This window comes from Bacillus sp. FSL R10-2780 (genome assembly GCF_038006125.1).
Classification (GTDB): domain Bacteria; phylum Bacillota; class Bacilli; order Bacillales; family Bacillaceae_G; genus Bacillus_A; species Bacillus_A cereus_U.
In genome coordinates this window covers 1,062,254-1,088,930 of sequence record NZ_JBBOUQ010000001.1, presented here as the reverse complement: position 1 = coordinate 1,088,930, position 26,677 = coordinate 1,062,254, and the positions used below count along the sequence as shown (strand labels likewise).

Below are 26,677 nucleotides of genomic sequence, written 5' to 3'. Positions count from 1 at the left end.
AGATTACTTTTGTCTTAATGCTCCACGTCTGCGTTCATAACGTGGTCCATGAATTCCCATTAAATCTTCAATGTCACGAGTGCTTAACTTCTCTTTTCGTTTTTTCTTAGTTTTCTTTTTTGTTTGGTTCGATTGCTTTTTCCACTCACGTAATTGATCCTTTAGTGCTTTCATATTTACCCATCCCCCTTTCAAAAATAAAGAGGACACCATTTCTTAAAACAGCTTTATTACTGCTCTAAAAATTGGTGTCCTCTAGTTTTCTAGCCGGACTGTATTCTATTTTCATTTATTTGATAATACCAGCCTGCACAAAGATGTTTCTCCAAGCTTTGTTAACTTGGTATTTATCAACGGATATCGCACGACGAACGATAGCTTTTCTTATTTTCTTTTTCTTTGCATTTCCCATTCCTCTCATCCCTTTCATGCAAACGTCTCTCATTTCCACTTTGGAGCGTTTTACTCCTTTTGATACCTATTACATTCAAAAATAATCTAAACGTGAATTGTACCTATTTTATAAATTCCTTTTCCCCACAAAAGGATTATTTTGTTATGTTTTCTAACAAACTTCATTTCAAAATTTTCAGATCCAGATGAACCTCTAGACACATACACCATATACTAATTTAAATACTTTCTAGGAAAGCAGGTGAAAACTATGCCATCTGTTGTTGGAAATCTGGTTGTACAAAATAGTAACGGTTCTTTCAATTTAGGTGATTTTTATAACGTTTCTCCAAAGGAAAATACAAAAGCTTATAATGGTTCAGGATCATCCACTGTTGCTTTTGTTGCCAATACCTTTAGCGGTGTTAGTGCAACAAACACATACGATTCTGATATTGCAGACCAAAACCAAGTTGGGACAGTCTAGAATTGTTTATTTTCCTTTTCCTCCCCTGAATAAAACTCAATATTCCGTCAATGCTGTATATGACATTAGATTTTCTCCTTGTTCCCCCTTGGAGATGAGCAGTTAGCTAATTGAGCTAGCTGCTTTGTTTTTTAACCATTTTTGTAGGAATACAATTTATATGCATAATTTCTGAAGTGAGATCTATACTATATTTAGGTCTTAACATCTAAAACCCTTATTTCAGTCTTAGACCTAATAAAACGCTCCTCTCTCTTACTTGGGGCTAAGCAGTTAGCTTTTGCTAGCTGCTTTTTTAAATTTTTCTGAATAAAATTCCAAAACTTCCACATAATATCTACAAGTTGTTCAATTCCTGAATAACGACCTTTTTCTTTTGTTAACAAGTTGCAATGGAGCAGTTAGCTTTTGCTAGCTGTTCTTTTGTTTTCACCATTTAAGCAGGGTTAGAATATATTAAATTCTACCTTTCTTTATAACGTGAGCTGGCCACTTACGCTATTTTTACAAAGGGCACTAATTGATAGTGCTCTTTTTACTTTTTTCTACAAAATGAAATTTTTATTAGATTATTTTCGCATAACATTTTCAACTCTGTTCATACTATAGTTGTAATTCGCAATTACAACAGCAATATTTGATAAGCACCGTTTTCTTTTCTTAACAGGACAGCTAGCTAATCACGCTAGCTGTTTTATTGTATAAAATAGCGTTTTTGTTTAAAATAATAGCTCCGAACTACTTGGACACATTTACCAATTTATTTACCGCGAAATTCATGTTAAAATCTTTTGTGAGTACGACATAACTCAATCTTATGAAGCCCTTTAACATTTCCTGTGGGGCTTCTTTTTTCAATAAACAGTTAGTTAATTGCGCTGACTACCTTGTTGTACAAAATGACGTTTTTATAAAGTAATTAGTCATTCCAACTAAAGTGAATGTAACGTTCATAGTAAGTTATTCCTAAAATGCCCTTCGTTTCTTCTGTCCTAAAATCAACCTTCACACCATCCATTAATTCTTGTAACTTTTCTATAAATAGGTTTGAATGCATAATATGCTTATCTGGATTTTCCTTGTGAATATTATATCTATAACCTGAATATCCGCTTGCAGCGCTTTCGATTATTGTAATTTCCATCTCTTCTGCAAATTCCAATACTTTTTCATCGATAGCCTTTTCTTGAATTTCTTTCAGATTTTTAACTAATGACATATCCATTCTCCCTTTCTTTTCAAATAACGATTTTGTTACTTTTCCGTAACCACTTTAGGCTTATATACATGTTACAATTTATATGATTTTGCAGATTCCCCTTTGCAAATCCATATATCTGTTCTGCCCTTGTGACCCCAAAATACAAGGGCAGTTTTTAATAAAAAATAACTATTTTGTTTAGTTTTGAACCGTTACATTCCCCTTTACGAATAATCTTTTTTGTATTACACATACTACCTCTAAGCCGATCTCTCCCCGGCTGCACTCTTTCAAAAGGGAAAGCGCTCCTCCGTGCCGTGCAAGAACATGGCGGGCAACTTAATCAGTTGCCCGCTGTTTTTGTGTATAATCGTAAAAATTCTTGTACAAAATAACGCTTTTATATGAAAGTCGTACACATTTTTGACACCTCAATCATCACAATTACTTTAAAATTCGTGATAATATTAATCTGTCGAATACACCAATTTTCGACAGATTACGACAATTTTCGACAGATTACGACAATGATATCTCTCCCAGAAAATCCCTGTCCCTTGCAGGGATTTTCCCTTTTATTCATTATTTTTTGTTGCACTGAATTACCATCCTGAATAAAATTCAAATTTGGTCTTACTTCACATCAACACGATTTTGACTTGCTTCCCTGCTAAATCCATCCGGATATCTTTTTGCTAATTTCTTAATATTCATTTCAGCAATATCCTGTAAGGTATATCCCATTTCGTGCGCCATAATCCCTACGTAATACATAATGTCTCCCAACTCTAACGCGAGCTTGTGAACATTTCCGTTCGCTTCTCCTGGACAATGAGCTGGCTGAAATCCATGCCCATGATAAATTGCTTTTTTGACTAGATCAGCAACCTCGCCAGCTTCTCCTGTAAGTCCTAAAGCGGCATTAGAAACACGAAATCCAAAATCATTTCTCTTATTCCAAGTTCGTAATGTCGCTTCTTGATATTGATCTAATTCACAGATTTGATTGATATTCATTACAGCTTGTCCTCCCTTTGATTCACTAACTAATTTAGTTGTTGCATATACACCGTTTTCCATTGCTTTCATTTTGATTTCCCCTTCCTATTTAGCAAATCCCTAATCCTATCGGACGATTTTCAATCATATACTTATCAGCCTGATCTATTACGAGGAGCGCCACCTCTGCTTGGTGTCTCCTTAACGCTTTTGCCATCTTCGGTAAACTCATACCTTGACTCCACATTTCACGAAAACGAATTACATCTCTTTCATCCCAAATGAAGTTAGCTTCTTCTAAAGCGATGTATATTTCCAATCGTGATTCCTTCATCGCTTCATGATTTCTTGCTACGCTCATAAGCGAACCTACCTTCTAAAAATAATTATTTTATCTTTTCAGTAAACTTAGTATCCACGCGATCAACCTTCCCATTAACCCAAACAGCAACTTGTTCACCAAATCCGCTCACTGGTGGATTAACAGCTATAACATTTCCATCCTTAACTACATATAGCTTATTGCTTGTAACATCGATTTCAATTTTCATATGTCCATCTCCCTTTTCTTACCGCATGTACTCGACAACATCTGGTTTAAAGCCACTTCCTAAATAAATCCTTACCGAAATAGCTTCTTTTTTATCCCTTGCTGCCTTACACAATTCTTCAGCTGTATCCCAATTAAAAAACGTATCTACCGCACGCTGGAATCGCCAAATTGACATTACATATTGTTCAAAGATGTCATAACGATCATCTTGTTTAGTTGTGCGAGGCAATTCATCCGTACACTTTGCACTCTTTGGAACCTGGACACGTACATCAGCATATGTAACGCGTCCAGTTCCTTTCTTCACATTGGCTTTCATTACATCAAACTCACAAATGGCTGGCTCTACATCGAAAATATTTAATTGCTTAGTACACATTGTTATTCCCCCTTTTTAAAATTGCGTAATCTGTAATTTTCTCCATGCATTTCTAACATTTCGGCATTTTCCATCATCCGACTAAAATCACGTTCTCCATACATTCCTGCTAATTCACCGATATTAAAATTAGTAGTAAACAAAGTACTCTTACCTATACGGCTATCTACGATTTCGTTTGTCTTCGTTTGCTTCCAAGTGACGCCTTCTTTATCTTTCTCCGTGAATTCCGCTCCAAAGTCATCGATAATCAAGACATCAACTTTTGCTAGAAGGGACATAAGCTTGTCCTCTGTCATTTCACTGTTTTTATTCCAAGTTGATTTGATTTTGGTAAATAGCTTATTCATTTGAATAAACATTGCACTGTGACCCTTTTTCATAAGTTCTTTAGTGGCTGCCACACACAAATGACTTTTTCCCACTCCGTAATCACCCGTTATTATCATGCTTGTTGGTTCTTCTCTATTGAATGAAGTAACAAAATCCATAATCGTTTCTTTCGCATCAGCCAATTCTTTTTTAGTTGGTAAATAATTTTCAAATGTGGCTTTTTTGAGTTTGTCATTTATTAAGCTGTTATCAGCAAATGAATCATATAAATGAATGATTTCATTTTTCTTTTTTATAGCTAGTGTCTCTATAGCTAATTTCTGATCTTCTTTTTCTACCGATCTACATTGAGGACAAAATTCCTCATTTGTTTCTATATCTATCAACATGCGTTTACTGCAAACGTCTTTAAATTTTTCTTTCCCTACTAAAAAGACATTCGTACATCTATTAGGAGACAATACATATCTTTGACTAGTGTTTCTTGAAGTCGTATTTGTCGATGAAGCTACTATTTTTTTGATTACTTGCATTAGTTGGCCCTCCTTTAAATGTTCCTTTTCGTTGCACAGGCTTTTCATTTAAATAACTTTCGAATTTAGTTCCAAATAATGTGATAGGTCTCAAATAGCCACTCATTTCCGTATTATCAATCCATTGTGAAGTCTTGATGTCAATTACCTGTTGGAAATGCATTAATTCGAACCCTTCTTTCCATCTTGCTTTGATTAGATCCTGTGTTTTTTTAGATGTATGTTTATAATTGGTTTTTGCTTTCATGTTGAAGTAATCAATAATCTCTTGATACGGAATAGATGGAGCGTTGTCCTGAGATTTTTCAGGACTATATTCTTCTTTTATATCTTTATCTAAATCTTTATCTAAATCTTTATCTATGTCCGTTACGTCATTGTTACATGTAACGTTACAACTAAGTGTTTGTTGTTTTTTTCTTTCTCGGTGTGCGGCTACACGTTTTCTAGTGTCTTCCTTAATCTTTTCTAAACGATCTAGATTTTGATGGGTTCCCCAATTAATGACATTGATGTAATGATTATCGTCAATATCAATCATCCCGAATTTTTGAAATACATTTAGTGCCATTCGAACTGTATTTAGGGGTCTATTAAAAAGTGTTGCTAGCATATCTTCCGTATATGGGATATTCTCGTTTAAAAAAATATACCCACTTGCATTTGTTTTACCAGCTTGAGCTAACAACTTAATCCAAATGATTAATAATGTATCAGCTTCAGGCATGCTCTCAATTAGACGGATTTTTTCATCCTCAAACATCGTTGTTGAAAGTTTAATCCATTTCACTTTTACTTCAGACATAGTCCTTACCTCCTTATGCAAACTGCTATATGTGATTGTCCACTTTTGATAATTCGTTGAATCTCATAATGCGGATAACCAACACTAAAATACTGTTCAATCATTCGTTTTAATTCTTCTTTTCTTTTTGCTAATTCCCAGAACTTATTAGGTAATAGCACTTGATAATGCACTAAGTGCATGTACTATTTCCCTACTTTCCGTGATATACTAATAACAAGTGTTTTTTCTAAAGGGACCCATTGCAGTGGGTCTTTTCCTTTTGTTCTACATCACTCCAAGCCCATTGTTTTATTGGTTTGTAAGTAATGTAAAACAACCATACACTACATGCGATTAACACTCCGAATAAAGCTAACGATGTTGAATCTTCCACAAAATCACTTCCCTTCCAAATAAATTCAGCGTATTATTTATCATCAATTTCAACTGTTACATAGTGAATCTGTGTTTTTAGGGGAACCTGTTGTGTAAGTATGATAGATGATGTTGGTTCACCATCTTCAATTAACCTCTTAATCTTACGAGTTGCTTCAGTTTTTGATTCACACTCGTAAGCGTTTAGACCATATCCCCTATTGTGAAGTACAAAATATTTAGTTTCTCTCATTTTCTTTTCCTCCTATTGAACTTCCGCCATATTTATCTGTGCATTTGTAGCTGTAATTTCTTCATCTAAAACAATTGGAATTGAATATTCTTCATTAATGATTTGAATAGCTCTATCTAAATGATGACGTTTAATAGCCTTATAGCTATTCACACCGAACTCCCTATGTAGTTGACTATAAATATCGCTATATAATTTTCTTCTAAGGCTAATATCCCGGTATGCATTAGAATCCTTACCACCTAATAGAAGAACCCCTAACTTTCTTACAGCCTTTGATATTTCATCACATTCGACAGCATATAAAGGAGCATTTTCTCGTAAGTCCTTTACCTCAGATTTAATAACTTGAATCTCTTGAGTATGCCCCTCTAAAGCTTGAAACGTTAGTTTTAAAACACCCATTGGATCTGTAGGTATTTTTTGCTGATTTTGTATGTGTTGTTTCATGCGTTTAAATTCTTCGATAAACTTAATTTTCATTTGAACAGCTTCTTTTGTGTTATAACTCATAACGACTAATGTAAAAGCTTCCTCTGTTAGGTCAACTTTAGGATAATGACGTCCTCTGTTTTCATAAGTTCGCTCGTGAAAATTTACGAGCGAAAATTCACGACCCGCATAACCCATTTGCTTGCGAATATCCTTCAATACGTTGTCATGGGTTTTATCAAATACTTCCGCAATCATCAAACTATCTGTAACAACTTCTCCGTTGCTTTCAAATACCAGTTCACTATGTATTGGCGTTTCATTCACTACAGTTAATTGATTCATTTGAATTTCCTCCCAACTACAAACACGGAATAACCTTAGTTTTATTCATATTGCGATGTACCAAATGTAATTCGTTACTTACTTTTTTGAAGATTAACCAATTATCAGGATTAAGATTGTATGACTTAATATGACTCTTTTCCTTCTTGGTTGGATTTTTACCGTTCTTCAATTAACTCATCTCCCTTCGAGATGAAACATTACGGCTCATTTCCCTTAGCTGACACTTTGCTTCGATTTCAGTAATAAGCAACAACGCTGGACTCTTGCGCATTTCAGCACATTTCTTTACAACATCAGATGCCTTCATTAATTTACTCGCTGATAATACTCCGTTCATATTTTTCACCATCCCTTTTTATCTTTTAAAAAGATTATCGACTGTTGTTTTAAAATATTTAGCAAGTGTTTTTGCTTCAGTAAGGGTAAAATCTCGTTTACCACATTCTTTCAAGTGATAGCTTTGCTTTGTTACATTGATTACTTTCCCAGCGACTTCTTGAGTCATCCTACTCTCTCTACGAGCGATAAAAAGATTTTGATACATAATCTCATCACCTCATTCCGCTAAAAAAAATTCTCTGTTAAGAACGATTTGTCCTTTATAAAATGACGAAATTCGACATTTTATCTCGAAAAAAAATGAGGATTTCTCCTCGAAATTTAATTAACTTTATTTTCTTCAAACTCAAAAAGATACTCTAAGTTATGTTCCGGAAAAAAAGTTCTCTTAATTTCAAGTGCTTCATCATAGTAAAAACGAAACTTTCCATTTATTTTATCGCTCACTGTCGCGTGGCGAAGATTCAGATGCGAAGACACTTCTGTAATCATAATTCCTTTTCTCGCCATCTCTGCACGCAAATTCGGATACACTTCCTCACCACCTAACATTTTGTACGATATTGCGTTCATTTCTATTTCAATATAAACGCATTTTCGTACAAAGTCAACGGAAAAACGAAAAAAAATACTCATTTTCGTACGTTTTTCTATTTACATACAAATATGGTTAGGTTATGATATAAGTAGATATACGAAATATCGTATACATTTTAATAAGAAAGGTGGTGAAATTAATGGAAAAAGCAGAGATTGTAACACGCTTAATAAAAGAAGCTGGATATAGCAAAAGAGCTTTCGCAGAAAAAATTGGACTTCCTCCTACAACATTGCAATCAATGTTATCAAGAGGAATAGGTAAAGCATCTGTCGATAATGTAATAAAAGTTTGCAAAGGATTAGGGCTTACTACCGATGATTTAGAGAAACTAGCAAACGATAAGCATAATTCAATAAAAGAGGATGTTTCTATATACGAAACTATTCGAAACGACCAATCAAACATTATTCATATTCCTATCATTGGTTCTGTTGCAGCTGGTATGCCGATATTAGCAGAAGAAAATATAGAAGGTTATTTACCAATGTTAAGTACATTTTTAAATAGGCGTAAAAAATATTTTTACCTTACTGTTACAGGTACTAGCATGAATCTTGAATTCCCTGACGGCTCCTATGTTCTTGTGGAGGAAACTCCGTTTGTTGAGAATGGACAAATTGCTGTTATAAAAGTCAATGGTTATGATGCTACCGTTAAAAAGATTTCAAAATCAGGAGACATCATTACTTTAATACCATTGAGTAATGACCCTATCCACGAACCACAGACTTACGATCTTTCAGTTCAAGATGTAAAAATAATCGGGCGAGTTGTACAAGCAGTAAAGAATTATTAAATTTCTAGCGCTAGCAATTTAACACCAAAGAGTAGGCGACGGTCTACTCTTTTACTACAAGAAAGGAGATTCTTATGACAATTTATAAAGATGAAAAAAGAGGAACTTATTACTTTATCGCGAGAATTCGACAGTTTGATGGCACTTTGAAGCAAGTAAAACGACGTGGCTTTAAAACACAAAAAGAAGCACGAATTGCAGAAGCAAAAGCTCTCATTCAAACAGAATCTAATCCCAGCCTAACCTTTTCACAATTAGCCGAAGAATATTTTGAATGGTACTGCCAGAGGAGAAAACAGTCTTCTATAAACACTATTAAAAATATGATATATAATCACTTACTAAAAGAATTTGGAAAAATGAAGATGGATAAGATTACAGCAAAACATGTCATGAATTATCAAAATAAGATAATTCATGACTATTCAGCTGAAACTTTAAAAAAGATTCATAACGTACTTTCCGCTATATTTAATTTTGCAATTAAGTTCCACGGCTTAAATCGTAATCCAGCACGAATTGCAGGAAATTTTGAGATTGAGTCTAATAAAAGAATGAACTTCTGGGAATTTGAAGAATTCAAAAGGTTTATCAGTGTTGTAGACGAATCGATATATATAGCCTTTTTTTCAACACTCTATTATAGTGGAGCTAGAAAAGGAGAACTTTTAGCTTTAACTTGGGAGGATGTTAATTTTGAAGAAAAAACAATTGATATCAATAAAACAAGCTATAATAAACATATTACTAAACCAAAAACGAAAGCATCCAACCGAATCATTATGTTACCTACTATTGTAATGGATCTACTAAAAGAAATAAAAAATAATGCTACATTAAAAGTTCCTTTGAAAAAGGATTATGTTGTGTTTGGTGAATTTTATGATAGTATAGCAACTACCACATTAGCTAGAAAATATAAATTCTTTTTAGCGGTATCAGGAGTGAAAAAGATTGTACTTCATGAATTCAGGCACTCTCATGCATCTTACCTCATTAATAAAGGTGTAAGTCCGCTTGTCGTAGCCCAACGCTTAGGTCATTCAAATGTAGCAACAACTTTAAACACTTATAGTCACTTGTATCCATCCAAACAAGCAGAAGTAGTGGCATTTATGGAAGAAGATTTGTTATAATCGTTACCAAAGCGTTACCACAACCGCCTAAACGGTTGATATTACTAGCTTGATGTATATGTGGCAAGTAAAAACCAAAAGAACTTAGGACGTTTTTTCATAAAATGAATACCTTCGAACAATTGCTTCTTAAATGTTACTTTCCGTTTTACTTCTTTTTTCTTTACATACGGTATACATAAGAAAAGAAAAAATGCTCCTGCAAAAGTTAACATATCTACTAACAAGATCCATTTCAAAGAAATGATCTCAATTAAAAAGCTAGCAGCTGCCCCTGAAATAACTTGCGTTAATTGTCCTTGTATTTCCATCGTGCCGCTTAAACTTTTATAATGCTCAGATTGAAATATTTCTTGGTTGAATGCAAAAATTGTAGGATAGAATAATAGATAATAGAAAGAACCCGCTATATAAATAATAATGTAATGAATAGAATTATATGATTGCCCAGCAAATCCCCAAATAGCCATCATTCCTATAATCGCTATCCCGATACCTTCGTTACATAACAACAAATATTTTCTTGAAAAACGATCTATACTTTGCCCAATAAATGGCGTTAATAAAAACATTATGAGAGTTGCAACGATAGAAACATAACCAAATGTCGTCTCTCCTCCACTTTCCCTAATCAATAGCCATGGAATCGTAATCATAACAATCCCAGAACCAATAGCAGATAAACTATTGGCTCCTAGAATGTAATACAAACGAGAATCATGATAAAGAGAGGACATATCACTCAACTCCTAATTGTTTTTTCACCTCTTTATATACGCTCATATATGCTTTTAATTCTTTAACTAAATCATGAATTAATGGTTTTGCATCTTCTCCAAGTTCACCATCTTGCACATGTAATCCATCCAGCACGACTTGTTTTGGAATTGCGTTTGCGTAAACGCCTCTAGCAACAATGCGCATACTATTTAATGCGTTAATTCCCCCTTTACCTCCTCCAGCAACCGCTAATAATGCGACAGGCTTATGGATGAATTCACTGCTACTTAAGTAATCTAACGAATTTTTCAGCGCTCCGCTCATCGCATTATGATATTCTGGTGTACATAATACTACACCGTCTGCAGCTTTCACTAAAGCTTTTAATTTTTTTACTGCCTCTAATTCACGTTGTGATTCTTCTCCATTATATAAAGGCAATTCCGCTACTGCTAAATCGTATAACTCCCCTTCAAATTGCTCTGCAATATATTTTGCCACAACGCGAGTTCTTCCAAACTTTCTTGGTGTACCATTAATTACGACTAGTTTCATAATCATTTCTCCCCTTTGTTTTCAAATTCTACCTTTATATTATCAGAAATTTCTATACAAAATACAGCAAAAAGAGGTAAAAGCTTTCATAAAATAGTATGAGAAATAAAAAAGAACTCATACTTTCGTATGAGTTTCACAAAACTAATTTTTCACAACCTCATGTCCACCGAATTGATTACGAAGAGCTGAAACAACTTTCCCATGGAATGTATCATCTTCTTGAGAACGGTAGCGCATAAATAATGACATTGCGATAACTGGTGCCGCTGCTTGTAGTTCAAGCGCAGTTTCAACAGTCCATTTTCCTTCCCCGGAAGAGTTCATTACACCTTTAATACCATCAAGTTTCGGATCATCTGCAAATGCCTTTTCAGTTAAGTCCATTAACCAACCACGGATAACTGATCCATTTGCCCATACTTTTGCAACATCTTCATAATTGAAATCAAAATCACTTTTATCTAACACTTCAAATCCTTCAGCGATTGCTTGCATCATTCCATATTCAATACCGTTATGAACCATTTTTAAGAAATGACCACTTCCAACGCGGCCTGCATAAGAATAACCGTTTTCTACTGCTAAGTCTTTAAATAACGGTTCTAATTGATCATAGATTTCTTTTTCTCCACCAACCATTAAGCACGCACCGTATCTAGCTCCTTCTACACCACCTGATGTACCGATATCTACGTAATGTAAGCCAAAGCTTTTCGCTTCTTCAGCACGGCGCAACGTATCCTTATAGAATGAATTTCCACCTTCAATAACAATATCGCCTTCCTCTAATAATGGATATACATCTTTTAGTACTGACTCAACAACTTCTCCTGCAGGTACCATTACCCAAATTGTACGAGGTGCTTCTAGTTCAGCGATCATTTCTTTTAATGTATGACGTGCAGTAATCCCTAGTTTTCCTGCCTTTTCAACAAGCTCATTATTTACATCGTATACAACTACTTCATGCTTGTCTTCATGTAAGTGTTCAGCTAATGGGAATCCCATTTTTCCTAATCCAATTAAACCTAGTTTCATATTAATCAATCTCCCATTCTATACAAATATATTTAATAACGAAATCAGTCCAAGTGCTACAACAGATAGTATTGTCTCCATTGCAGTCCATGTTAATAATGTTTCTTTCACAGTCATTCCGAAATACTCTTTAATCATCCAAAATCCAGAATCGTTCACATGTGATAATATTAATGACCCTGCTCCTGTTGCAAGTGCCAGTAACTCTACATTCACTCCTGGTGTACTTGCCGCAATCGGTGCCACTATTCCTGCTGCTGTCATCATGGAAACAGTAGCAGAGCCAGTCGCGATTCGAATAAGTGCAGCAATTCCCCACCCTAATAATATTGGTGAAATATGTGATTCTTTCGCCATCTCCGCAATTGTAGTTCCAATTCCAGAATCTAATAACACTTTATTAAAGGCGCCACCTGCACCGATAACTAACAGTATGTTTGCAATTGGGCCTAAACAATCATTTGTGACTTGTAAGACTTTGTCTTTAGAAAACCCTTTTGCATAGCCAAGACTAAAGAAAGAATATATCGTTGCAATTAATAATGCGACTATTGGATCTCCAATAAAGTGCAATACTTGTGCAAGTTGGCTTGTTTTATTTAATGCTACTTCCGCTATCGATGCACCTAGCATAAGAAATACTGGAAGTAAAATAGTAAACAATGTATTTCCGAAGCTAGGAAGTTCCTTCTTCTTATCTCTTTCAATAAATTGCTCCGCTATATCTAATGGTACTTCTTTATGTATACGAGCACCGATCCATTTCCCGTAAAGCGGACCTGCAATTATTGCAGTTGGAAGTCCGACAATTAATGCATATAAAATTGTCTTCCCTACATCTGCTTTAAATATACCTACCGCTGCCATAGCTGCTGGATGCGGTGGAACAAGTCCGTGTACAACCGAAAGACCTGCTACTAGCGGAATACCGATTGTAATAAGTGATACCCCTGTTTCTAACGCAATTGTAAATACTAACGGAATTAATAGTACAAATCCAACTTGGAAAAATACCGGAATCCCTACTATAAATGCAACGAACATCATTGCCCAGTGAACACGCTTTTTCCCAAAACGTCCAATTAATGTGTTAGCAATTCGTTCAGCACCGCCAGACTCAGCCATCATTTTTCCAAGCATTGTTCCTAAAGCTAAAACAATCGCCAAAAATCCTAACGTATTACCAAGACCTAATTTAATAGAATCGATAATCCCTGGATGTTGTGGTGAAGTTCCAATTAAGGGCATCCCCATTGCTAGCCCTACACCGATTGCTGTTAAAATTAACGCGACAAATGGATGCCATTTTACTACCGTAATTAGTAAAAGTAATATGACAACAGCCGCTAGTATGATCCCAACTACCATTTCTCCCAATCCCCCTATTGTTTACGTTGGAAAGCAGCTATACAATCAAATTCTTCTTTCAAACGATTGTAAAGTCGTTCATACATATAAAACATCTCTAAATATAAAGCCGTATTTTCTTTATTCGGTACATGGTGATGGACAATATCAATCCAATCCTTCACCTCTTCAAGCGAATCAATTTTCCCAATTGCATACAAAGCAAGTGCCGCTGCCCCAAGCGCAGATGCTTCATGACTTTCTGGAACAAGCAATTCTTTCCCCATCATGTCAGATAACATTTGTCTCCAAAATGCAGACTTTGCAAAGCCTCCTGAAACACGTATTTCAGAAAGTGGCCCCGTACAATCACGAATGGCAAGTGCAACTGAATACACACTCATACAAACTCCTTCCATGACAGCTCGTATGAAATGTTCACGTTTATGCTGAAGGTTTATACCGAAGAATGTACCACGAGCATTTGCATTCCAGTAGGGTGCACGTTCTCCAGATAAAAACGGTAAAAATAGCAATCCCTCTGCTCCAGCTGGTACACTTTCTGCATACTTAATTAATAAATCATAAGGATCAATCCCAAGCTTCCTTGCAACTTCTTGCTCTGGACTACCGAATTCATCACGTAGCCATCTTAATAAAATCCCGCCATTATTCGTCGGTCCACCGATTACCCAGTGCTCATCTGTTAATGCGTAACAAAAAGTTCTTCCTTTTTCATCTGTATTAACACTTGATGAAATTGTTCGAACTGCTCCACTTGTTCCAATCGTAATTGCAGCTGAGCCAGGTGATATTGCACCGACACCTACATTTGCAAGAACACCATCACTTGCACCAATAACAACTGGAGTATCCTCACTAATCCCCATCTTTTGTGCTAATTCCGGCTTCATTCCCGATAAAATATATGTAGTCGGTACAGGTGTTGATAATTGTTCTGGTGACATATTTAACATAGTTAAAACATCTTCATCCCAGTTTAATGTTTCTAAATTAAATAACCCAGTAGCAGATGCGATAGAATAATCAACTACATAGCGTGAGAACAATTGATAAATGACATACTCTTTAATAGAAATAAATTTATGAGCAGTTCTGAATAAATCCGATTCTTCTTCTTTCATCCACAGTAACTTAGAAAGTGGTGACATCGGATGAATTGGTGTACCAGTTCTTCTATAAATGTCATGACCATTCATTTGTTGTAAAAGTTTTTCTGATTGTTTTGTGCTTCGATTATCTGCCCAAATGATAGAGCGCGTTAACGGCGCACCGTTTTCATCTACTGCAATTAAGGCATGCATTGCTGTACTAATCCCGATAGAAGAAATATCTTCCGGTAACACATTACCCTTCTCGATGGCAACGCTTACAGTTTTGTATACAGCAGCACATATTACATCAGGATCTTGCTCCGCCCATCCGACGTTCGGTTGAATGATTGGATAATCAATTGCATGTGAAGCAACGACTTTTCCCTTTTCAGTGAATACAACCGTCTTCGTACTAGTGGTACCGATGTCAATCCCGATTACTCTCCCCCTTGTTTCCATGCGAATCTTCCCTTCGTTTCTAGCAAAATACGATCTAGTAAACCGTTTACATGAATTAGTATATAAAATATTTTTTCATAAATCAAGTTTTAGAAAGAAAATTTTTTTCACAACAAAAAAATAAACCCCTTCATTCCATTTCATTTACAAACTAAAATTAGCTTTTCCGTGCGGTAAAGTTGCATTATATTCGTTTCGCAACACACTCTTTTCCTCTCATTAACAACACATACATAGTCCTTCCATACTTTCTACTCATTTGCATGAAAAAGGAGTTGAAAAGCAATATTCATTATTAGGGGTCACATCACATCGCTATCAAGTTAAGAAAAGCAATTACCACCAATACGTAAATTTTGTGCATTTTGCTCTTTTTATTGCTTTAGGTTCACTAGTCCTTTTATCTTGATGGACATAGAGCACGGCTCCCTACTATCACTTTTTTACCTTGTAAATATATGTTCCATACTATAAAATCTAATAGCATTTATATTTTTCAGAAAAATCAAAACAAAATATAAACTTTATTGTATAATGTTGTAAAAAGATGTCGGAGGGATTTAATGTTAAATAAAATATCTCAATTCACAATAAAACTTTCATCAATTCTTTTATCACTCTTACTATTACTAAATTTACCTTATTTATTTATCACTCAACAGGGATTCACTTTTCAACCAATTCATTTTTTTAATCAGATCGTTACTATGTTAAAACAGGTTTTCTCACCTGAATCATTAGTAGTTATAGGATCAGATCCAAAATTTGGTAGTTTCAAAAAGACACCATTATTTCCAACTGTTTTAGAACCTTACCTATATTCATTTACTGTATTATTTATAGCCTTTTTTCTTGCGCTCTTTCTATCATCTAGTATGGCATTTTTTTATTTTTTAGCAAAAGATTATATAAAAAAATGGATAAACCGAATTGTATTCATATTAGAAGCTATCCCTGATATGATGATGATGATTTGTTTGCAAATATTTTTCATATGGGTACTTCAGAAATTCGGGGAATCTCCTGTCACCATTATTTCTTTTAATGAAAATCGAGCTTATTTACTCCCTATTTTATCTTTAGCAGTCTTACCTACATTACAAATGTTTCGGATGATGGTGTTATACATAAAAGAAGAACATGAAAAACATTACGTAGAGGTTGCATATGGAAAAGGACTTTCATCAAGTTATATACTATGCATTCATTTATTCAAAAATATATCTATCCACTTCTTTCATCATTTAAAAACGATTTTTGTTTTCTTACTTTCTAACTTATTCATTTTAGAATTTGTTTTTAATATGGAAGGCATTATTCAATTTTTATTTAAGAAGGCGTTTATTTCACCTCCAGCTGCATTTATCATACTTGTTATGATTATTTTACCGTTTTATGCCATTTTTCAAATAATCTCATTCATGATGAATAGATGGCAAAAGCAATTGAAAGGAGCAGCATTATGAAATCTATTTGGAAATCAAAACGATTTTTAATCGGGTTTACTTATCTATTCATACTTGTTTCAGCTAGTTTTATTTATAGTTGGTTCTTTAAAGATAACATCCCAAAACCTCCTCAGTTACTTTACAATGACAATAACGAATTACTTGGAAAGGCCCCCTTTTCGCCATCGTTAATGCCGCCTTTTGGATCTGATCGTTTTGGAGAGTCTGTTTTCTTACAAATTGTAGAAGGAGCAAAATTCACCATTTTATTAGCCGTGGCAATTAGCTTCTTTCGAATTTTATGCGGAACATGTATAGGAATCCTCTTGAGTTTATACGCTCCAAGATTCAAGAGATTTTTCCAGGCATGCTCAGAAGTTTTTTATTATATCCCAACTCTATTTATCGCATTCATACTCATCACGCCCGTTAATATTGTAATTACATCAAATGCTGATAGATTAGATCCAAATATTTCATTTACGTTTTATCAAGTTCTCGTACTTATTTTCGTCGCTCTACCTACACTTTCTTTATATATCTCCTCAGAGGTTGATGAATTTATGAAACGAGATTACATTTTAAGTTCACAATTACTGGGTGCTAGCCGTTTTCATATTATCAAAAAACACTTACGAGTCTTATTACTTGATCGCTTATTTGTGTTATTTATGGAACATATCGTCCAAACACTCATACTCGTTATCCATTTAGCGTTGCTTAACATTGTAATTGGCGGGATACAAATGCGGGAACTCTATGACGGAGTGCCCAAACCTGTTTCTCTATCTAATGATTGGGCAGGTCTTATTGGATTAAATCGTTATGAAATGAATCTTTCATGGTGGATTATTTTTTATACTCTCATTTCATTCTTTATTACGATTCTTTTTATTAAGCTTATGACAATCGGGATTCAAGATGCACTGAAAGCAAGAGATTCGCAAGTTGTAGCAATTCAAACCGTTCCAGATCATAAAAAATTTGTTGAAAATAAAGATTCTTTTTCGTTTGCAAATAAAGTGAACTTTTAATCATGTCTCATCAATCAAGTATTAATTGGCATTGATATTAGTAGAATATAAAAAAGATGATCCCTATTGAATACGAGGGATCATCTTTTTTATGCCGTCTAACTTTTTTAAATGTCCTTTGCTAGACTCATGCTTTTTATATTTAAAGTGAATTATTTGCAATCACAATTATGCTGTTTAAAATCGATTACCATACGTCCTTGAATTCTACCTTGTTCCATTTCTTCGAATACATTTTGTACTTTATCTAGAGAACACGTTTGAACAACTGGCACTACTTTTCCTTCTGCGCCGAACATAAATGCCTCCTCCAGATCCTTACGAGTACCAACTAGAGAACCAACTACTTCAATCCCGTCTAATACAAGTCGTGGAATGTTTAAATCCATAGTTTCTACTGGTAAACCTACCGCAACTACTTTACCGCAAGCACGTACTGTATCAACTGCTGAGTTGAAGGCTACTTTAGAAACCGCTGTTACTACAGCAGCATAAGCGCCACCAAACGCCTCTTGAACAATCTTATCAGCAGGACCTTGAGTAATTGGATTGATAGTCATATCGGCACCAACTTCTTTTGCTAAGACTAATTTGTCGTCATTGATATCTACTGCAATTACCTTTGCACCAAATACATTTTTAGCATATTGGATTGCTAGGTTACCCAATCCACCACAACCATAGATTACGATAGGTTGACCAGGTTTAATGTCTGATACTTTAATAGCTTTATATGTAGTTACGCCTGCACATGTGATTGATGATGCTTGAGCAGGATCTAATCCTTCTGGTACTGTCACAGCATAATCAGCTGTAACGATACATTGTTCAGCCATACCACCATCTACTGTATAACCAGCATTTTTAACTTCACGACAGAATGTTTCTCTACCAGTTACGCAATATTCACAGCGTCCACAAGATTGGAACATCCATGCAATACTTACACGGTCACCAAGCTTAAGTGAAGTAACATCATCAGCAATTTTCGTAACAATACCTACACCCTCATGACCGAGGATGCGGCCATCTGTATTACCAAAATCATGATTCGCAACGTGTACGTCAGTGTGGCAAACTCCACAATACTCTACATCTACTAACGCTTCGCCTGAGCATAACGGACGTAATTCTTTTTCAATAACTTCAATGTTTGCTTTGCTGTTTTTATTAACTACTACTGCTTTCATATGTGATCTCCCCTTTAGTGTTTTAGAGTTTTAATGAGTTCATCTCACAAATTCTGTCCTCACTGTTTTGGCTAATTATTGTACCAAATTTAAGTGTTCAATCATCATTACAGGTTCATCATAACATGGAATTTTATAAACAAATTGCGAAATATTGAACAATATTCGAATTATTACATAAAGGATTTTTGATGTATTTAAAAGGAAAATCTGAAACTTTATTATATCTACATTTGAATTTATCAAGCTATTCTTTTGATTTTAAATGTGAAGTATATAGAGGTTAGAAAAAATGAATGGTTGTAAAGATGGGAGATTATGACTATAAGTAAAACGTTTCAAACAATTTTTTTGTAGTTCATCTTGGGGTATTTACTTTTCTTAGCTTGATTGTGATGGGATATCACCGATCGGGCTTTTACGGGCAGTTACTCTCCTACCTAACTTCCTCGCCTGTGCCTAATTTTGAGACGGGAGTCTTACTGCCCGCAAATAGCGGGATAAAACTAATTAAAAGGCTAAAGATGAACATGTTGCGTATTTCTACGGACAAGTAGATCTTGAGGATATATCAACAAACTAAAAAGCTCTTCATTTGAAGAGCTTTTTATATTCGCTTCATTGAAATTGTTTCACGTATGCTTTGTAAATTTTGCAGTGTTTCCTCCTGTCGTTGCAACGACAAACCCACATACAAAGTATCTAATAAACTAAGCTGCGCTAATCGTGATGAACTTGCTTCTGTACGAAATTCAGTCTCACGCGTCGAAGTATATAGCGTTATATGAGCAAGTTGGCTTAATGCCGATTTTTGATAGCTCGTAATCGCAATAATGCGAGCTCCTCTTGCTTTTGCTACTTCTAATGCTTCAAGTAATCCTTTATTACTACCCGAATGAGAAATTGCAATGACCACTGCTTCTTTTGTCAGCAAGCCAGCTCCCATAATTTGAAAATGAGAATCCGTATGAGCAATACAAGAAATACCCGTTCTCATAAACTTATGATAAGCATCCATCGCAATAATACCCGACCCACCATTTCCATAAAATTCAATTCGTTTCGCTTCATTCAGCGCACTTACTGCCTGTTCCAACGCATTATCATTTAACAAATGCAATGTATCTTGCAGTCCTGTAATATGTGAATGAAAAACTTTTTTAGCAACAGTGACCATATTATCTTCTACCGATACTTCCTCATGAATATTTTGCATCGGGGTATGTACAATCTCACGAGCTAATGTAATTTTCAAGTCTTGGAACCCTTGAAAACCTAAGTGTTTGCATAAGCGGAATATCGTTGCTTCGGAACTATTCGTAACTTCCGCTAATTCCGTAATCGATTTATGTACAACATCTTGTGGATGTTTCAAAATATGTTCGGCAATACTTCGTAATTTCGGTGATAAACCATTTAACGAAGCCTGAATCTTTCCAATCCCACTTTTTGTACCAGGCATAGCGTATCTTCCCCTTCCATAGTAGCTTTATCCCGTATTAACGGGCAGTAAGACTCCCACCTCAAAATTCGATGAATGCAAGGGAGTTAGGTGGGAGATCAACTGCCCGTAAAAACCCGATTGGTTCAACTAATAATCAGTGGGGATGGCCCCCCCCACTGATTAAAGTTTCACTTTATTGTACCTAATTATTAAAAGAAGAAAAACCTTTATTCGTCATCTCTATACATTTTAATTTCTCATATGTATTCTTCCGTAGCATATGACACAATTATTCATACTTATTTCTAGTTTTCCCCATGCTTTACTGCGTATAATGCAGCTTGTGTGCGGTCATCTACTTCCAATTTAGCCAATACGTTAGAAACATGTGTTTTAACCGTTTGTTCTGTAATATGAAGCGCCGCTGCAATCTCCTTATTACTCCTTCCTTTCGCAATTTCACGAAGTACTTCTTGCTCCCTTTTCGTTAACATGGAAAAAGGATTCTCATTTTCTTTCTTGACTGCTGACCGTCCTAATAGTGCAGGTGTTACTTTCGGGTGAAAATTCGCATTTCCTTGATATACCGCAACAATTGACGCAACGAGTTGATCTGGCTGCACCTCTTTTAATTGATAACCATCTGCCCCAGCTTCTAATGCTGGTAAAACGTAATCTTGTTCTGAAAAACTGCTGAGCATAAGAATTTTTATTGTCTCATCGTATTGTTTTATGCGTTTTGTCGCTTCAATACCATCCATTTTCGGCATTGATAAATCCATTAATACTACATCTGGCCTTTCTGTTTGGACGAATGTTAATGCTTCTTCACCATTTTCTGCTTCCCCAATAATTTCAAATTCCTCTCTCGTTTTCAAAAAGAATACGAGTCCCCTTCGAACGATATGATGATCTTCTACAAGTAATAATTTAATTTTCACTGATGTTCTCCCTCTCAAACCGGTAATTGAATTTCTATCTTTGTCCCCTTTTCCGGTTCTGCTTTTATTCGAAAAATTCCCCTCATTAATTCAATTCGTTCTTTCATACTTTTCAAACCAAGTGCTGACTCTCTTACTTGATCCTGTATAAATCCTATTCCGTTATCTTCTATGTAAAAGTGCAGCTTATTATCTTCAATCCTTAAATAAACACATACTTTTTCACACGAAGCATGCTTTTTACAATTATGTAATGCCTCTTGGCTTATACGCCATAAAACTTCTTCTATTTCATCTTCAATTAAAACCATTCCATCAATTCGAACTTCCACTTGAATCCCTAACAGTTTTCCGTAATTTTGAATCGCTTCTGCTAAACCTTTCTCTAATCCTTCAGGCCTTAATTGCCAAATCAAAAGTGTCATCTCCTGCAATGCTTCCTGTGATAATTCTCCAATATAACTTAACATCTCCTGCAAGTCTCTATCCTTCGTCATATTTAGAGTCCCTTTCGCTGTTAGCATAATTGAAAATAACAATTGTTTAACGGAATCATGTAGGTCACGTGCAAGTCGATTTCTTTCAGCTACTACTACATATTTTCGTTCTTTCTCAACTAATTGAATACGTTGTATTGTCGTTCCAATTTGAAATGCAATCGCTTCTAATAACGCTAACTCTTCCTCAGAAAAATGTGTTTTATGGGGCGAGGCCACATTTAATAGACCAAATTTCTCTGATCCAGATCTTAGCGGGATTGTCGCATGATGTGTAACATCTTCTGTCTCGCCCCAATTACATTCAATCGCATCCTCTATTCGTTTACATTCAATAATATTTGTCGCTTTTTCCAATCGTCCATTCACAAAACGTTCTACACACCAACAATCTCCTTCACACATCGGCTTTTTTTCCTGCCACGTAAGAGCTGGGGGTAAGTTTTGATCTACAAGCATACGGTGCTGTCCTCTTTCATCAATGAAAAATATCCAGCCTGTTTGTAAATTCATAACTTGTAACAATGTATGTAACACTTTTTCTAACATGTCCTGTAAGTTTGTTGCTTCATTTAGTAATTCAGCAATTTTTTTTAAAGCTTCTAAACGATGCATCTCTTTTTCATCTATGTTCATTCTCATCACCAACTACCATTATAACATTAAGAAATTTCTAAATACTACAAACAAAAAAAGAGCTGAATTCCTTCAGCTCTTTTTTAGGAGATATCCCATACAGTGCATTCAAATCTGCTGATTTGCAAATCTAAATTCAAAACCAAAACAGAAATTAGCTGGTTTTCATTAACTGTCTGATAAAGATTGCCCCACATGGATATTTTGTAAACTTTCAGTAGTAACGAACATATTCGCTGCTGGCATTTGTACTTGATTTTTATGGAACATAGACATTAATTCAAATCTTACTTGCCTTGAAGTTTCAAAATAATCTTCCGGTTTAATCAAACCTGTAATACAAAATTCATATCCTACATATTTAAGGTTAGGATTTAAGTCTGTAACTCCAACATATTTAAATGGTTCAACAGCTTCATCCTCTACTCTATAAAGACTTTGATCCAATTTTTCATTACACATAACACAGACCTCTTCTAACAATTCCTTAACTCTTGTAGGATCTTCCTGATAACTTACCGTGATGCGTTCAATAACTCGCATCCATCCTTTATTAAAATTTTGTATCGTTCTAATCTCTCCGTGTGGTATGGTAAGGAGTTTTCCTGACCATTCACGAATTTGCATAAAACGAATACTAATTTCCTCAATGGTTCCTGAATTTGTTCCGTTAAAAGTAACAAAATCGCCAACACGAAACTCTTTGTCCGCTAATCTTGCAAAGCCTAATATTACATCTTTTAGCATCTGTTGTGCAGCAAAACCGATGACCACTCCCGCTATCCCTGCGCCTGCAATAATACTTTTTATATCTACAAATTGACTAATTAAATATATGATCAGACTGATGATAATGATATACCTAAAAATAGATCGAATTACACTTTGAATCGTCTGCTCTACCTCTTCATCAAAAAAGCTTGATTTTCTAAAAAACCAATCAATAATGCGGTTTATGACAAAAGAAATAATCATAAGAACTAAAGCAAATAGTAAAAACCTTAATAGTAAAAACTCCCTTACATAATTAAAAAACTCCTCAGTATACGCTAATAAACTCATCTATCCACTTCCTTACTAATGAAAATTTCATACAGAACTACTCTATTGTAAATACGCATTTATCATCCCAACACTTGTTTTCGAAACATCTTTCATCCTGATCTTAAATCGTACTTTCTTAACTATGTATTTGTATTCATTGTTCATCTTCAGCAATATAACCCTTTCATCAATCTTTCCACTTCAGATGTTCTTTTCTATTTACTATAAATATACCCTTTTTAATAATCTAAAGGGAGATTACAATAGAAATTTTTATAAACAACTTTGTAATACTCACCTCGTTCAAAGGAATACATTCACATAACACCGAATAGTTCATTTGATACTTTTTTCACGGAGGTTACAATTAATGGGATATATCGAAGAACTAAGAGAGATTGTTGGGTCAAGGCCACTCAATTTAGCAGGAGTTGCTGTAGCTGTTTTAAATGATCAAGAACAAATATTACTACAACAAAGACGAAATGGCATGTGGGGTGTTCCTGGAGGTTTTGTGGAACTTGGTGAATCCACAGAAGAAGCCGGAAGACGAGAAGTGCTTGAAGAAACAGGTATTGAAATTGGTACACTTCAGTTAGTAAGTGTATTTTCAGGTAAAGAGTTTTTTGTGAAATTAGCGAACGGAGATGAATTTTATCCTATAACAATCGCTTACCTTTGCAAAGACATTAAAGGTGGCTTGCTAAAAGCTGATGGAGTTGAATCATTACATGTACAATTTTTTGATTTAAATGGGCTACCAGAAAACATTAGCCCGTTCATTAAAAAGTTAATTCAACAGCAAGTCGTTTCTATTTAAATGTGAAAAAGAGACCTTTTTGAAGGCCTCTTTTTCACTTCACTTCTGCATGTAAACAAGATTTAAAATGTCCAATTGCATATTCATGCCCTTGCGCATTAAAAGATGCAACTGCCTTTTCATATACAACAATTTTAAATCCTTTATTATAAGCATCTACTGCTGTATGAAGAACACAAATATCAGTGCAAACCCCTACAAGATGAACTTCTTCTATTCCTCTTTCTCTTAACTTCATCTCTAAATCTGTTCCAGCAAATGCACTGTATCGCGTTTTGTCCATATAATATACATTCGCAGCATTTCTATATTTTTCGTATACATCTTGTAATTCACCGAATAAGTCTCTTCCATTTGTACCTGCTATATTATGAGGTGGAAACAATTTCGCTTCAGGATGATATACATCATTGTCTTCATGTTTATCGATCGCAAATACTACGTAATCACCTTTTTCAATAAATTGCTTCGTCACACTTACAAGTTCCCTCTCAATTTCTTGACCTGGTTTCCCGCATGTTAAAGCACCTTTTTCAGCTACAAAATCATATGTATAATCAATATTTATAAGAGCTCTTTTCATAACTACAATCTCTCCTTCTTCTGTTTCACAGTAAACAATAGAAAATTTGTTATTACGACATCGTATGTACTATTCGACATTACAAATGAAATACCTACATTTCCCTCTCAATACTTACCTTAATCCGAGTTTATCCTACAATCGGTACACAATGACAAAACATACAGTTCCTATTATCAAGTCATGGATTTGATAACTTAACTTAATTTAGATACGAACAAACCGATTCACATCTTCAACCTCTTTCACTTTCGTAGTAGTAAAGAGTAATTTCTTACTATTCATACGTACTAGAAAGTGAAACAAATTATTCTCAACAACCTAATTCTATCCAAATTAAAAAGTACACTACCACTTTAAGTAATGTACTTTTTATCCATAATTAAGACGCAGGCTTCGTTTCAAACGTCGCTTGATTAAAGCTAATGACTTTTCCTTTCGGGTCATTGTTTTCAAACTGAGCTGCAGTAATCGTATGACTACCTGTCTCAAGTGTCTTTTCTTTTAATTGTACTGTTGTCTGTGTTGTACTAGTTACTTGATGTTTATCTGCAAATATTTGATCTACAAATACGAATGTTTCTTTATCGTTTTGAAAATTAGAAAGTTCTAATTCAACTTGCTGAATTAAAGTATCTTTTTTGATAAATACAGTCGGTATATTGCCATTTTCAGAAGTACCATCTGGCGTAGTTACTTTTACTTTCCCTTCTCCGATTGGCACTGCTCCTTCCGGAAATACGACCATATTCTCATCACTTGCATTTACAACTTGTTCTTCCTGATTTGACTGTGCATCTTCTTTTTCCTTTGGAGCACCACAGCCTACTAATAACAATACAGACAATCCAGTGATTATGAATTTCTTCAAAATTCATCCCCCCTGTTATTTCATTATAATTTATTATACAAAAATAACTTCTTAATTTTAAAACTAGTTTTTAACACTTGCATGAACAAATATTAGCTTGCTCACGATTACTGTACCATACTTTCATTTTAAGAACATTAATTTTTTTTAAGAAATAAATAGTAATTCCACCTTATTCATCATTTTAGCCCAATTCACTAAAGAAATATTCATTCAAAATAAAAAGACATTGGCATTTCAATGTCTTTTCTACATAACATTTAGAAAATAAGTGTTGTAATCTCATCAACTTCTTTTCGAGAAAGTTTCTTCGGCTTATCTTTCGGATAGCCGAGTGAAATTACCATATTAATTTGTTTTTGAGGCTCAATTTGTAAATATTTTCGCAGTTCATCTTGAGCTAATAATACAGGTCCTGTCATTGGACAAGTGCCAAGTCCTCTCGCATGTGCAGCCAACATTAAGTTTTGTGCTGCTAAACAGCTACTCTTAATTCCTTCCTCTTCCCATACTGAATCAGGAACGAAGGCAATTGGGTCAAATATCTTTTCACGAAACTTTGATTCATATGGTGTTGCCAAACATACGATTAATACTGGCGCCTCAGAGAAAGCTGTCGCATATGGACCGAAAGAACGTGTAAGTAATTTCCCTGCTTTCTCTTCTCCATTTTCTGCCGCCCTTGCTGCGAGTTTATGTAATGCATCCCATGTCATTTGTTCAATTTCTTTAATTTTCTCTCGATTCATAATGACCAAGAACTCCCACGTTTGTGAGTTCGTATCACTCGGTGCATAACGAGCACAATCAATAATTTCTTTTATATCACTAGTGGATACTTCTTGTTCTGTAAACTTTCTAACACTTCTTCTACCGTGAATTACTTCTTTAAAATCTTCATAATTCATACATTAAATCCCCTTTTTACAGCGTTTTCAAAATTTGTCCTACGGTTGAATTATATCATGAAAAAAAGCTGGGGGAATA

At 34.8% G+C, this 26,677-nt stretch carries 34 protein-coding genes and 1 pseudogene; 6 read left to right on the top strand and 29 right to left on the bottom strand.

Features of this window, described 5'->3' with window-relative positions:
* Positions 1-3: 3 nt before the first annotated feature.
* Positions 4-174 carry a hypothetical protein gene (locus NSQ47_RS05750; protein ID WP_341036319.1) on the bottom strand — a complete coding sequence of 57 codons (171 nt, stop codon included), beginning with the start codon at positions 172-174 and terminating at the stop codon, positions 4-6.
* 115 nt (positions 175-289) lie between these two features.
* The gene (locus NSQ47_RS05745; protein ID WP_445662090.1) at positions 290-430 is read right to left on the bottom strand and encodes a DUF3983 domain-containing protein; all 141 of its coding nucleotides are present in this window, start codon (positions 428-430) and stop codon (positions 290-292) included.
* 234 nt (positions 431-664) lie between these two features.
* On the opposite strand from NSQ47_RS05745, the gene NSQ47_RS05740 reads away from it, so the two are divergent.
* Positions 665-880, top strand: a complete 216-nt coding sequence (locus NSQ47_RS05740) for a spore germination protein (protein WP_002084597.1) — start codon at positions 665-667, stop codon at positions 878-880.
* Between the two features lie 919 nt (positions 881-1,799).
* Here the strand turns inward: NSQ47_RS05740 and NSQ47_RS05735 are convergent.
* The 14 genes from NSQ47_RS05735 to NSQ47_RS05675 all read right to left on the bottom strand — a co-directional run bounded on the left by NSQ47_RS05735 (position 1,800) and on the right by NSQ47_RS05675 (position 7,946).
* Complete coding sequence (locus NSQ47_RS05735; RefSeq protein WP_341036318.1) at positions 1,800-2,099, bottom strand: hypothetical protein; 300 nt, start codon at positions 2,097-2,099, stop codon at positions 1,800-1,802.
* Between the two features lie 615 nt (positions 2,100-2,714).
* Entirely contained in the window at positions 2,715-3,170 is a 456-nt protein-coding gene (locus tag NSQ47_RS05730) for a nucleoside triphosphate pyrophosphohydrolase family protein (protein ID WP_341036317.1), read from the bottom strand.
* Positions 3,171-3,189: 19 nt separating this feature from the next.
* Positions 3,190-3,441: a helix-turn-helix domain containing protein gene (locus NSQ47_RS05725; protein ID WP_341036316.1), complete on the bottom strand. Its 252-nt coding sequence runs from the start codon at positions 3,439-3,441 to the stop codon at positions 3,190-3,192.
* A 25-nt stretch (positions 3,442-3,466) separates the two neighbouring features.
* Positions 3,467-3,631, bottom strand: coding sequence for a DUF3954 domain-containing protein (locus NSQ47_RS05720; protein ID WP_081085896.1), 165 nt, complete (start codon positions 3,629-3,631; stop codon positions 3,467-3,469).
* Between the two features lie 18 nt (positions 3,632-3,649).
* Complete coding sequence (locus NSQ47_RS05715) at positions 3,650-4,012, bottom strand: cell division protein SepF (RefSeq protein ID WP_341036315.1); 363 nt, start codon at positions 4,010-4,012, stop codon at positions 3,650-3,652.
* Between the two features lie 2 nt (positions 4,013-4,014).
* On the bottom strand, positions 4,015-4,878 hold the full coding sequence (locus NSQ47_RS05710) for an ATP-binding protein (protein WP_341036314.1): 864 nt from the start codon (positions 4,876-4,878) through the stop codon (positions 4,015-4,017).
* A complete protein-coding gene (locus NSQ47_RS05705) occupies positions 4,820-5,683 on the bottom strand; it encodes a phage replisome organizer N-terminal domain-containing protein (protein ID WP_341036313.1) in 864 nt (287 codons plus the stop codon). Before NSQ47_RS05705 ends, NSQ47_RS05710 begins: the two co-directional genes overlap by 59 nt.
* A gap of 5 nt (positions 5,684-5,688) precedes the next feature.
* A complete protein-coding gene (locus NSQ47_RS05700; RefSeq protein WP_341036312.1) occupies positions 5,689-5,865 on the bottom strand; it encodes a hypothetical protein in 177 nt (58 codons plus the stop codon).
* Between the two features lie 227 nt (positions 5,866-6,092).
* Entirely contained in the window at positions 6,093-6,293 is a 201-nt protein-coding gene (locus NSQ47_RS05695) for a hypothetical protein (RefSeq protein WP_097807552.1), read from the bottom strand.
* A gap of 12 nt (positions 6,294-6,305) precedes the next feature.
* On the bottom strand, positions 6,306-7,070 hold the full coding sequence (locus NSQ47_RS05690; RefSeq protein WP_215572775.1) for an ORF6C domain-containing protein: 765 nt from the start codon (positions 7,068-7,070) through the stop codon (positions 6,306-6,308).
* Between the two features lie 16 nt (positions 7,071-7,086).
* Complete coding sequence (locus tag NSQ47_RS28175; protein ID WP_445662089.1) at positions 7,087-7,242, bottom strand: DUF6906 family protein; 156 nt, start codon at positions 7,240-7,242, stop codon at positions 7,087-7,089.
* Positions 7,243-7,410, bottom strand: coding sequence for a hypothetical protein (locus NSQ47_RS05685; protein ID WP_341036311.1), 168 nt, complete (start codon positions 7,408-7,410; stop codon positions 7,243-7,245).
* 18 nt (positions 7,411-7,428) lie between these two features.
* Complete coding sequence (locus NSQ47_RS05680) at positions 7,429-7,617, bottom strand: helix-turn-helix transcriptional regulator (protein WP_215572773.1); 189 nt, start codon at positions 7,615-7,617, stop codon at positions 7,429-7,431.
* A gap of 116 nt (positions 7,618-7,733) precedes the next feature.
* Positions 7,734-7,946, bottom strand: coding sequence for a hypothetical protein (locus NSQ47_RS05675; protein WP_215572772.1), 213 nt, complete (start codon positions 7,944-7,946; stop codon positions 7,734-7,736).
* Between the two features lie 203 nt (positions 7,947-8,149).
* On the opposite strand from NSQ47_RS05675, the gene NSQ47_RS05670 reads away from it, so the two are divergent.
* A complete protein-coding gene (locus NSQ47_RS05670; protein ID WP_341036310.1) occupies positions 8,150-8,809 on the top strand; it encodes a LexA family protein in 660 nt (219 codons plus the stop codon).
* Between the two features lie 74 nt (positions 8,810-8,883).
* Complete coding sequence (locus tag NSQ47_RS05665; protein ID WP_215572770.1) at positions 8,884-9,945, top strand: tyrosine-type recombinase/integrase; 1,062 nt, start codon at positions 8,884-8,886, stop codon at positions 9,943-9,945.
* Between the two features lie 56 nt (positions 9,946-10,001).
* Here the strand turns inward: NSQ47_RS05665 and NSQ47_RS05660 are convergent.
* From NSQ47_RS05660 to gntK, 5 genes and pseudogenes are all read right to left on the bottom strand, one after another.
* Positions 10,002-10,682: pseudogene (locus NSQ47_RS05660) on the bottom strand (MFS transporter); the annotation flags it as partial.
* Position 10,683: 1 nt separating this feature from the next.
* Positions 10,684-11,220 carry an NADPH-dependent FMN reductase gene (locus NSQ47_RS05655; RefSeq protein ID WP_000780366.1) on the bottom strand — a complete coding sequence of 179 codons (537 nt, stop codon included), beginning with the start codon at positions 11,218-11,220 and terminating at the stop codon, positions 10,684-10,686.
* Positions 11,221-11,364: 144 nt separating this feature from the next.
* Positions 11,365-12,261, bottom strand: a complete 897-nt coding sequence (gene gnd / locus NSQ47_RS05650) for a phosphogluconate dehydrogenase (NAD(+)-dependent, decarboxylating) (protein WP_002119040.1) — start codon at positions 12,259-12,261, stop codon at positions 11,365-11,367.
* A gap of 18 nt (positions 12,262-12,279) precedes the next feature.
* Positions 12,280-13,629 (bottom strand): GntP family permease, encoded by a 1,350-nt coding sequence (locus NSQ47_RS05645; RefSeq protein ID WP_002157986.1) that lies wholly within the window; start codon positions 13,627-13,629, stop codon positions 12,280-12,282.
* A gap of 14 nt (positions 13,630-13,643) precedes the next feature.
* Complete coding sequence (gntK, locus tag NSQ47_RS05640; RefSeq protein ID WP_002157987.1) at positions 13,644-15,182, bottom strand: gluconokinase; 1,539 nt, start codon at positions 15,180-15,182, stop codon at positions 13,644-13,646.
* Positions 15,183-15,745: 563 nt separating this feature from the next.
* Between gntK and NSQ47_RS05635 the strand changes: the two genes are divergently transcribed.
* Together NSQ47_RS05635 and NSQ47_RS05630 are read left to right on the top strand one after the other, a co-directional pair.
* Positions 15,746-16,648 carry an ABC transporter permease subunit gene (locus tag NSQ47_RS05635; protein WP_002157988.1) on the top strand — a complete coding sequence of 301 codons (903 nt, stop codon included), beginning with the start codon at positions 15,746-15,748 and terminating at the stop codon, positions 16,646-16,648.
* Positions 16,645-17,664: an ABC transporter permease gene (locus tag NSQ47_RS05630; RefSeq protein WP_016104746.1), complete on the top strand. Its 1,020-nt coding sequence runs from the start codon at positions 16,645-16,647 to the stop codon at positions 17,662-17,664. Before NSQ47_RS05635 ends, NSQ47_RS05630 begins: the two co-directional genes overlap by 4 nt.
* 152 nt (positions 17,665-17,816) lie before the next feature.
* Here NSQ47_RS05630 and adhP read toward each other — a convergent pair whose 3' ends face one another.
* The 5 genes from adhP to NSQ47_RS05605 all read right to left on the bottom strand — a co-directional run bounded on the left by adhP (position 17,817) and on the right by NSQ47_RS05605 (position 23,434).
* Complete coding sequence (gene adhP / locus NSQ47_RS05625) at positions 17,817-18,854, bottom strand: alcohol dehydrogenase AdhP (RefSeq protein WP_341036309.1); 1,038 nt, start codon at positions 18,852-18,854, stop codon at positions 17,817-17,819.
* Between the two features lie 607 nt (positions 18,855-19,461).
* Positions 19,462-20,316 (bottom strand): MurR/RpiR family transcriptional regulator, encoded by an 855-nt coding sequence (locus NSQ47_RS05620; RefSeq protein WP_001119626.1) that lies wholly within the window; start codon positions 20,314-20,316, stop codon positions 19,462-19,464.
* Between the two features lie 287 nt (positions 20,317-20,603).
* A complete protein-coding gene (locus tag NSQ47_RS05615; RefSeq protein ID WP_341036308.1) occupies positions 20,604-21,239 on the bottom strand; it encodes a response regulator transcription factor in 636 nt (211 codons plus the stop codon).
* Between the two features lie 14 nt (positions 21,240-21,253).
* Positions 21,254-22,351 carry a GAF domain-containing sensor histidine kinase gene (locus NSQ47_RS05610; protein ID WP_229163519.1) on the bottom strand — a complete coding sequence of 366 codons (1,098 nt, stop codon included), beginning with the start codon at positions 22,349-22,351 and terminating at the stop codon, positions 21,254-21,256.
* A gap of 189 nt (positions 22,352-22,540) precedes the next feature.
* The gene (locus NSQ47_RS05605; protein ID WP_002157994.1) at positions 22,541-23,434 is read right to left on the bottom strand and encodes a mechanosensitive ion channel family protein; all 894 of its coding nucleotides are present in this window, start codon (positions 23,432-23,434) and stop codon (positions 22,541-22,543) included.
* Between the two features lie 352 nt (positions 23,435-23,786).
* Here NSQ47_RS05605 and NSQ47_RS05600 point away from each other — a divergent pair, with 352 nt between their 5' ends.
* A complete protein-coding gene (locus NSQ47_RS05600; protein WP_070128315.1) occupies positions 23,787-24,236 on the top strand; it encodes an NUDIX hydrolase in 450 nt (149 codons plus the stop codon).
* A gap of 34 nt (positions 24,237-24,270) precedes the next feature.
* On the opposite strand, the gene NSQ47_RS05595 is transcribed toward NSQ47_RS05600, so the two are convergent.
* The 3 genes from NSQ47_RS05595 to NSQ47_RS05585 form a co-directional block, all read right to left on the bottom strand.
* Positions 24,271-24,819 carry a cysteine hydrolase family protein gene (locus NSQ47_RS05595; RefSeq protein WP_341036307.1) on the bottom strand — a complete coding sequence of 183 codons (549 nt, stop codon included), beginning with the start codon at positions 24,817-24,819 and terminating at the stop codon, positions 24,271-24,273.
* Between the two features lie 382 nt (positions 24,820-25,201).
* On the bottom strand, positions 25,202-25,690 hold the full coding sequence (locus NSQ47_RS05590) for a hypothetical protein (RefSeq protein WP_002157997.1): 489 nt from the start codon (positions 25,688-25,690) through the stop codon (positions 25,202-25,204).
* A gap of 260 nt (positions 25,691-25,950) precedes the next feature.
* A complete protein-coding gene (locus NSQ47_RS05585; protein ID WP_341036306.1) occupies positions 25,951-26,598 on the bottom strand; it encodes a nitroreductase family protein in 648 nt (215 codons plus the stop codon).
* Between the last annotated feature and the right edge of the window lie 79 nt (positions 26,599-26,677).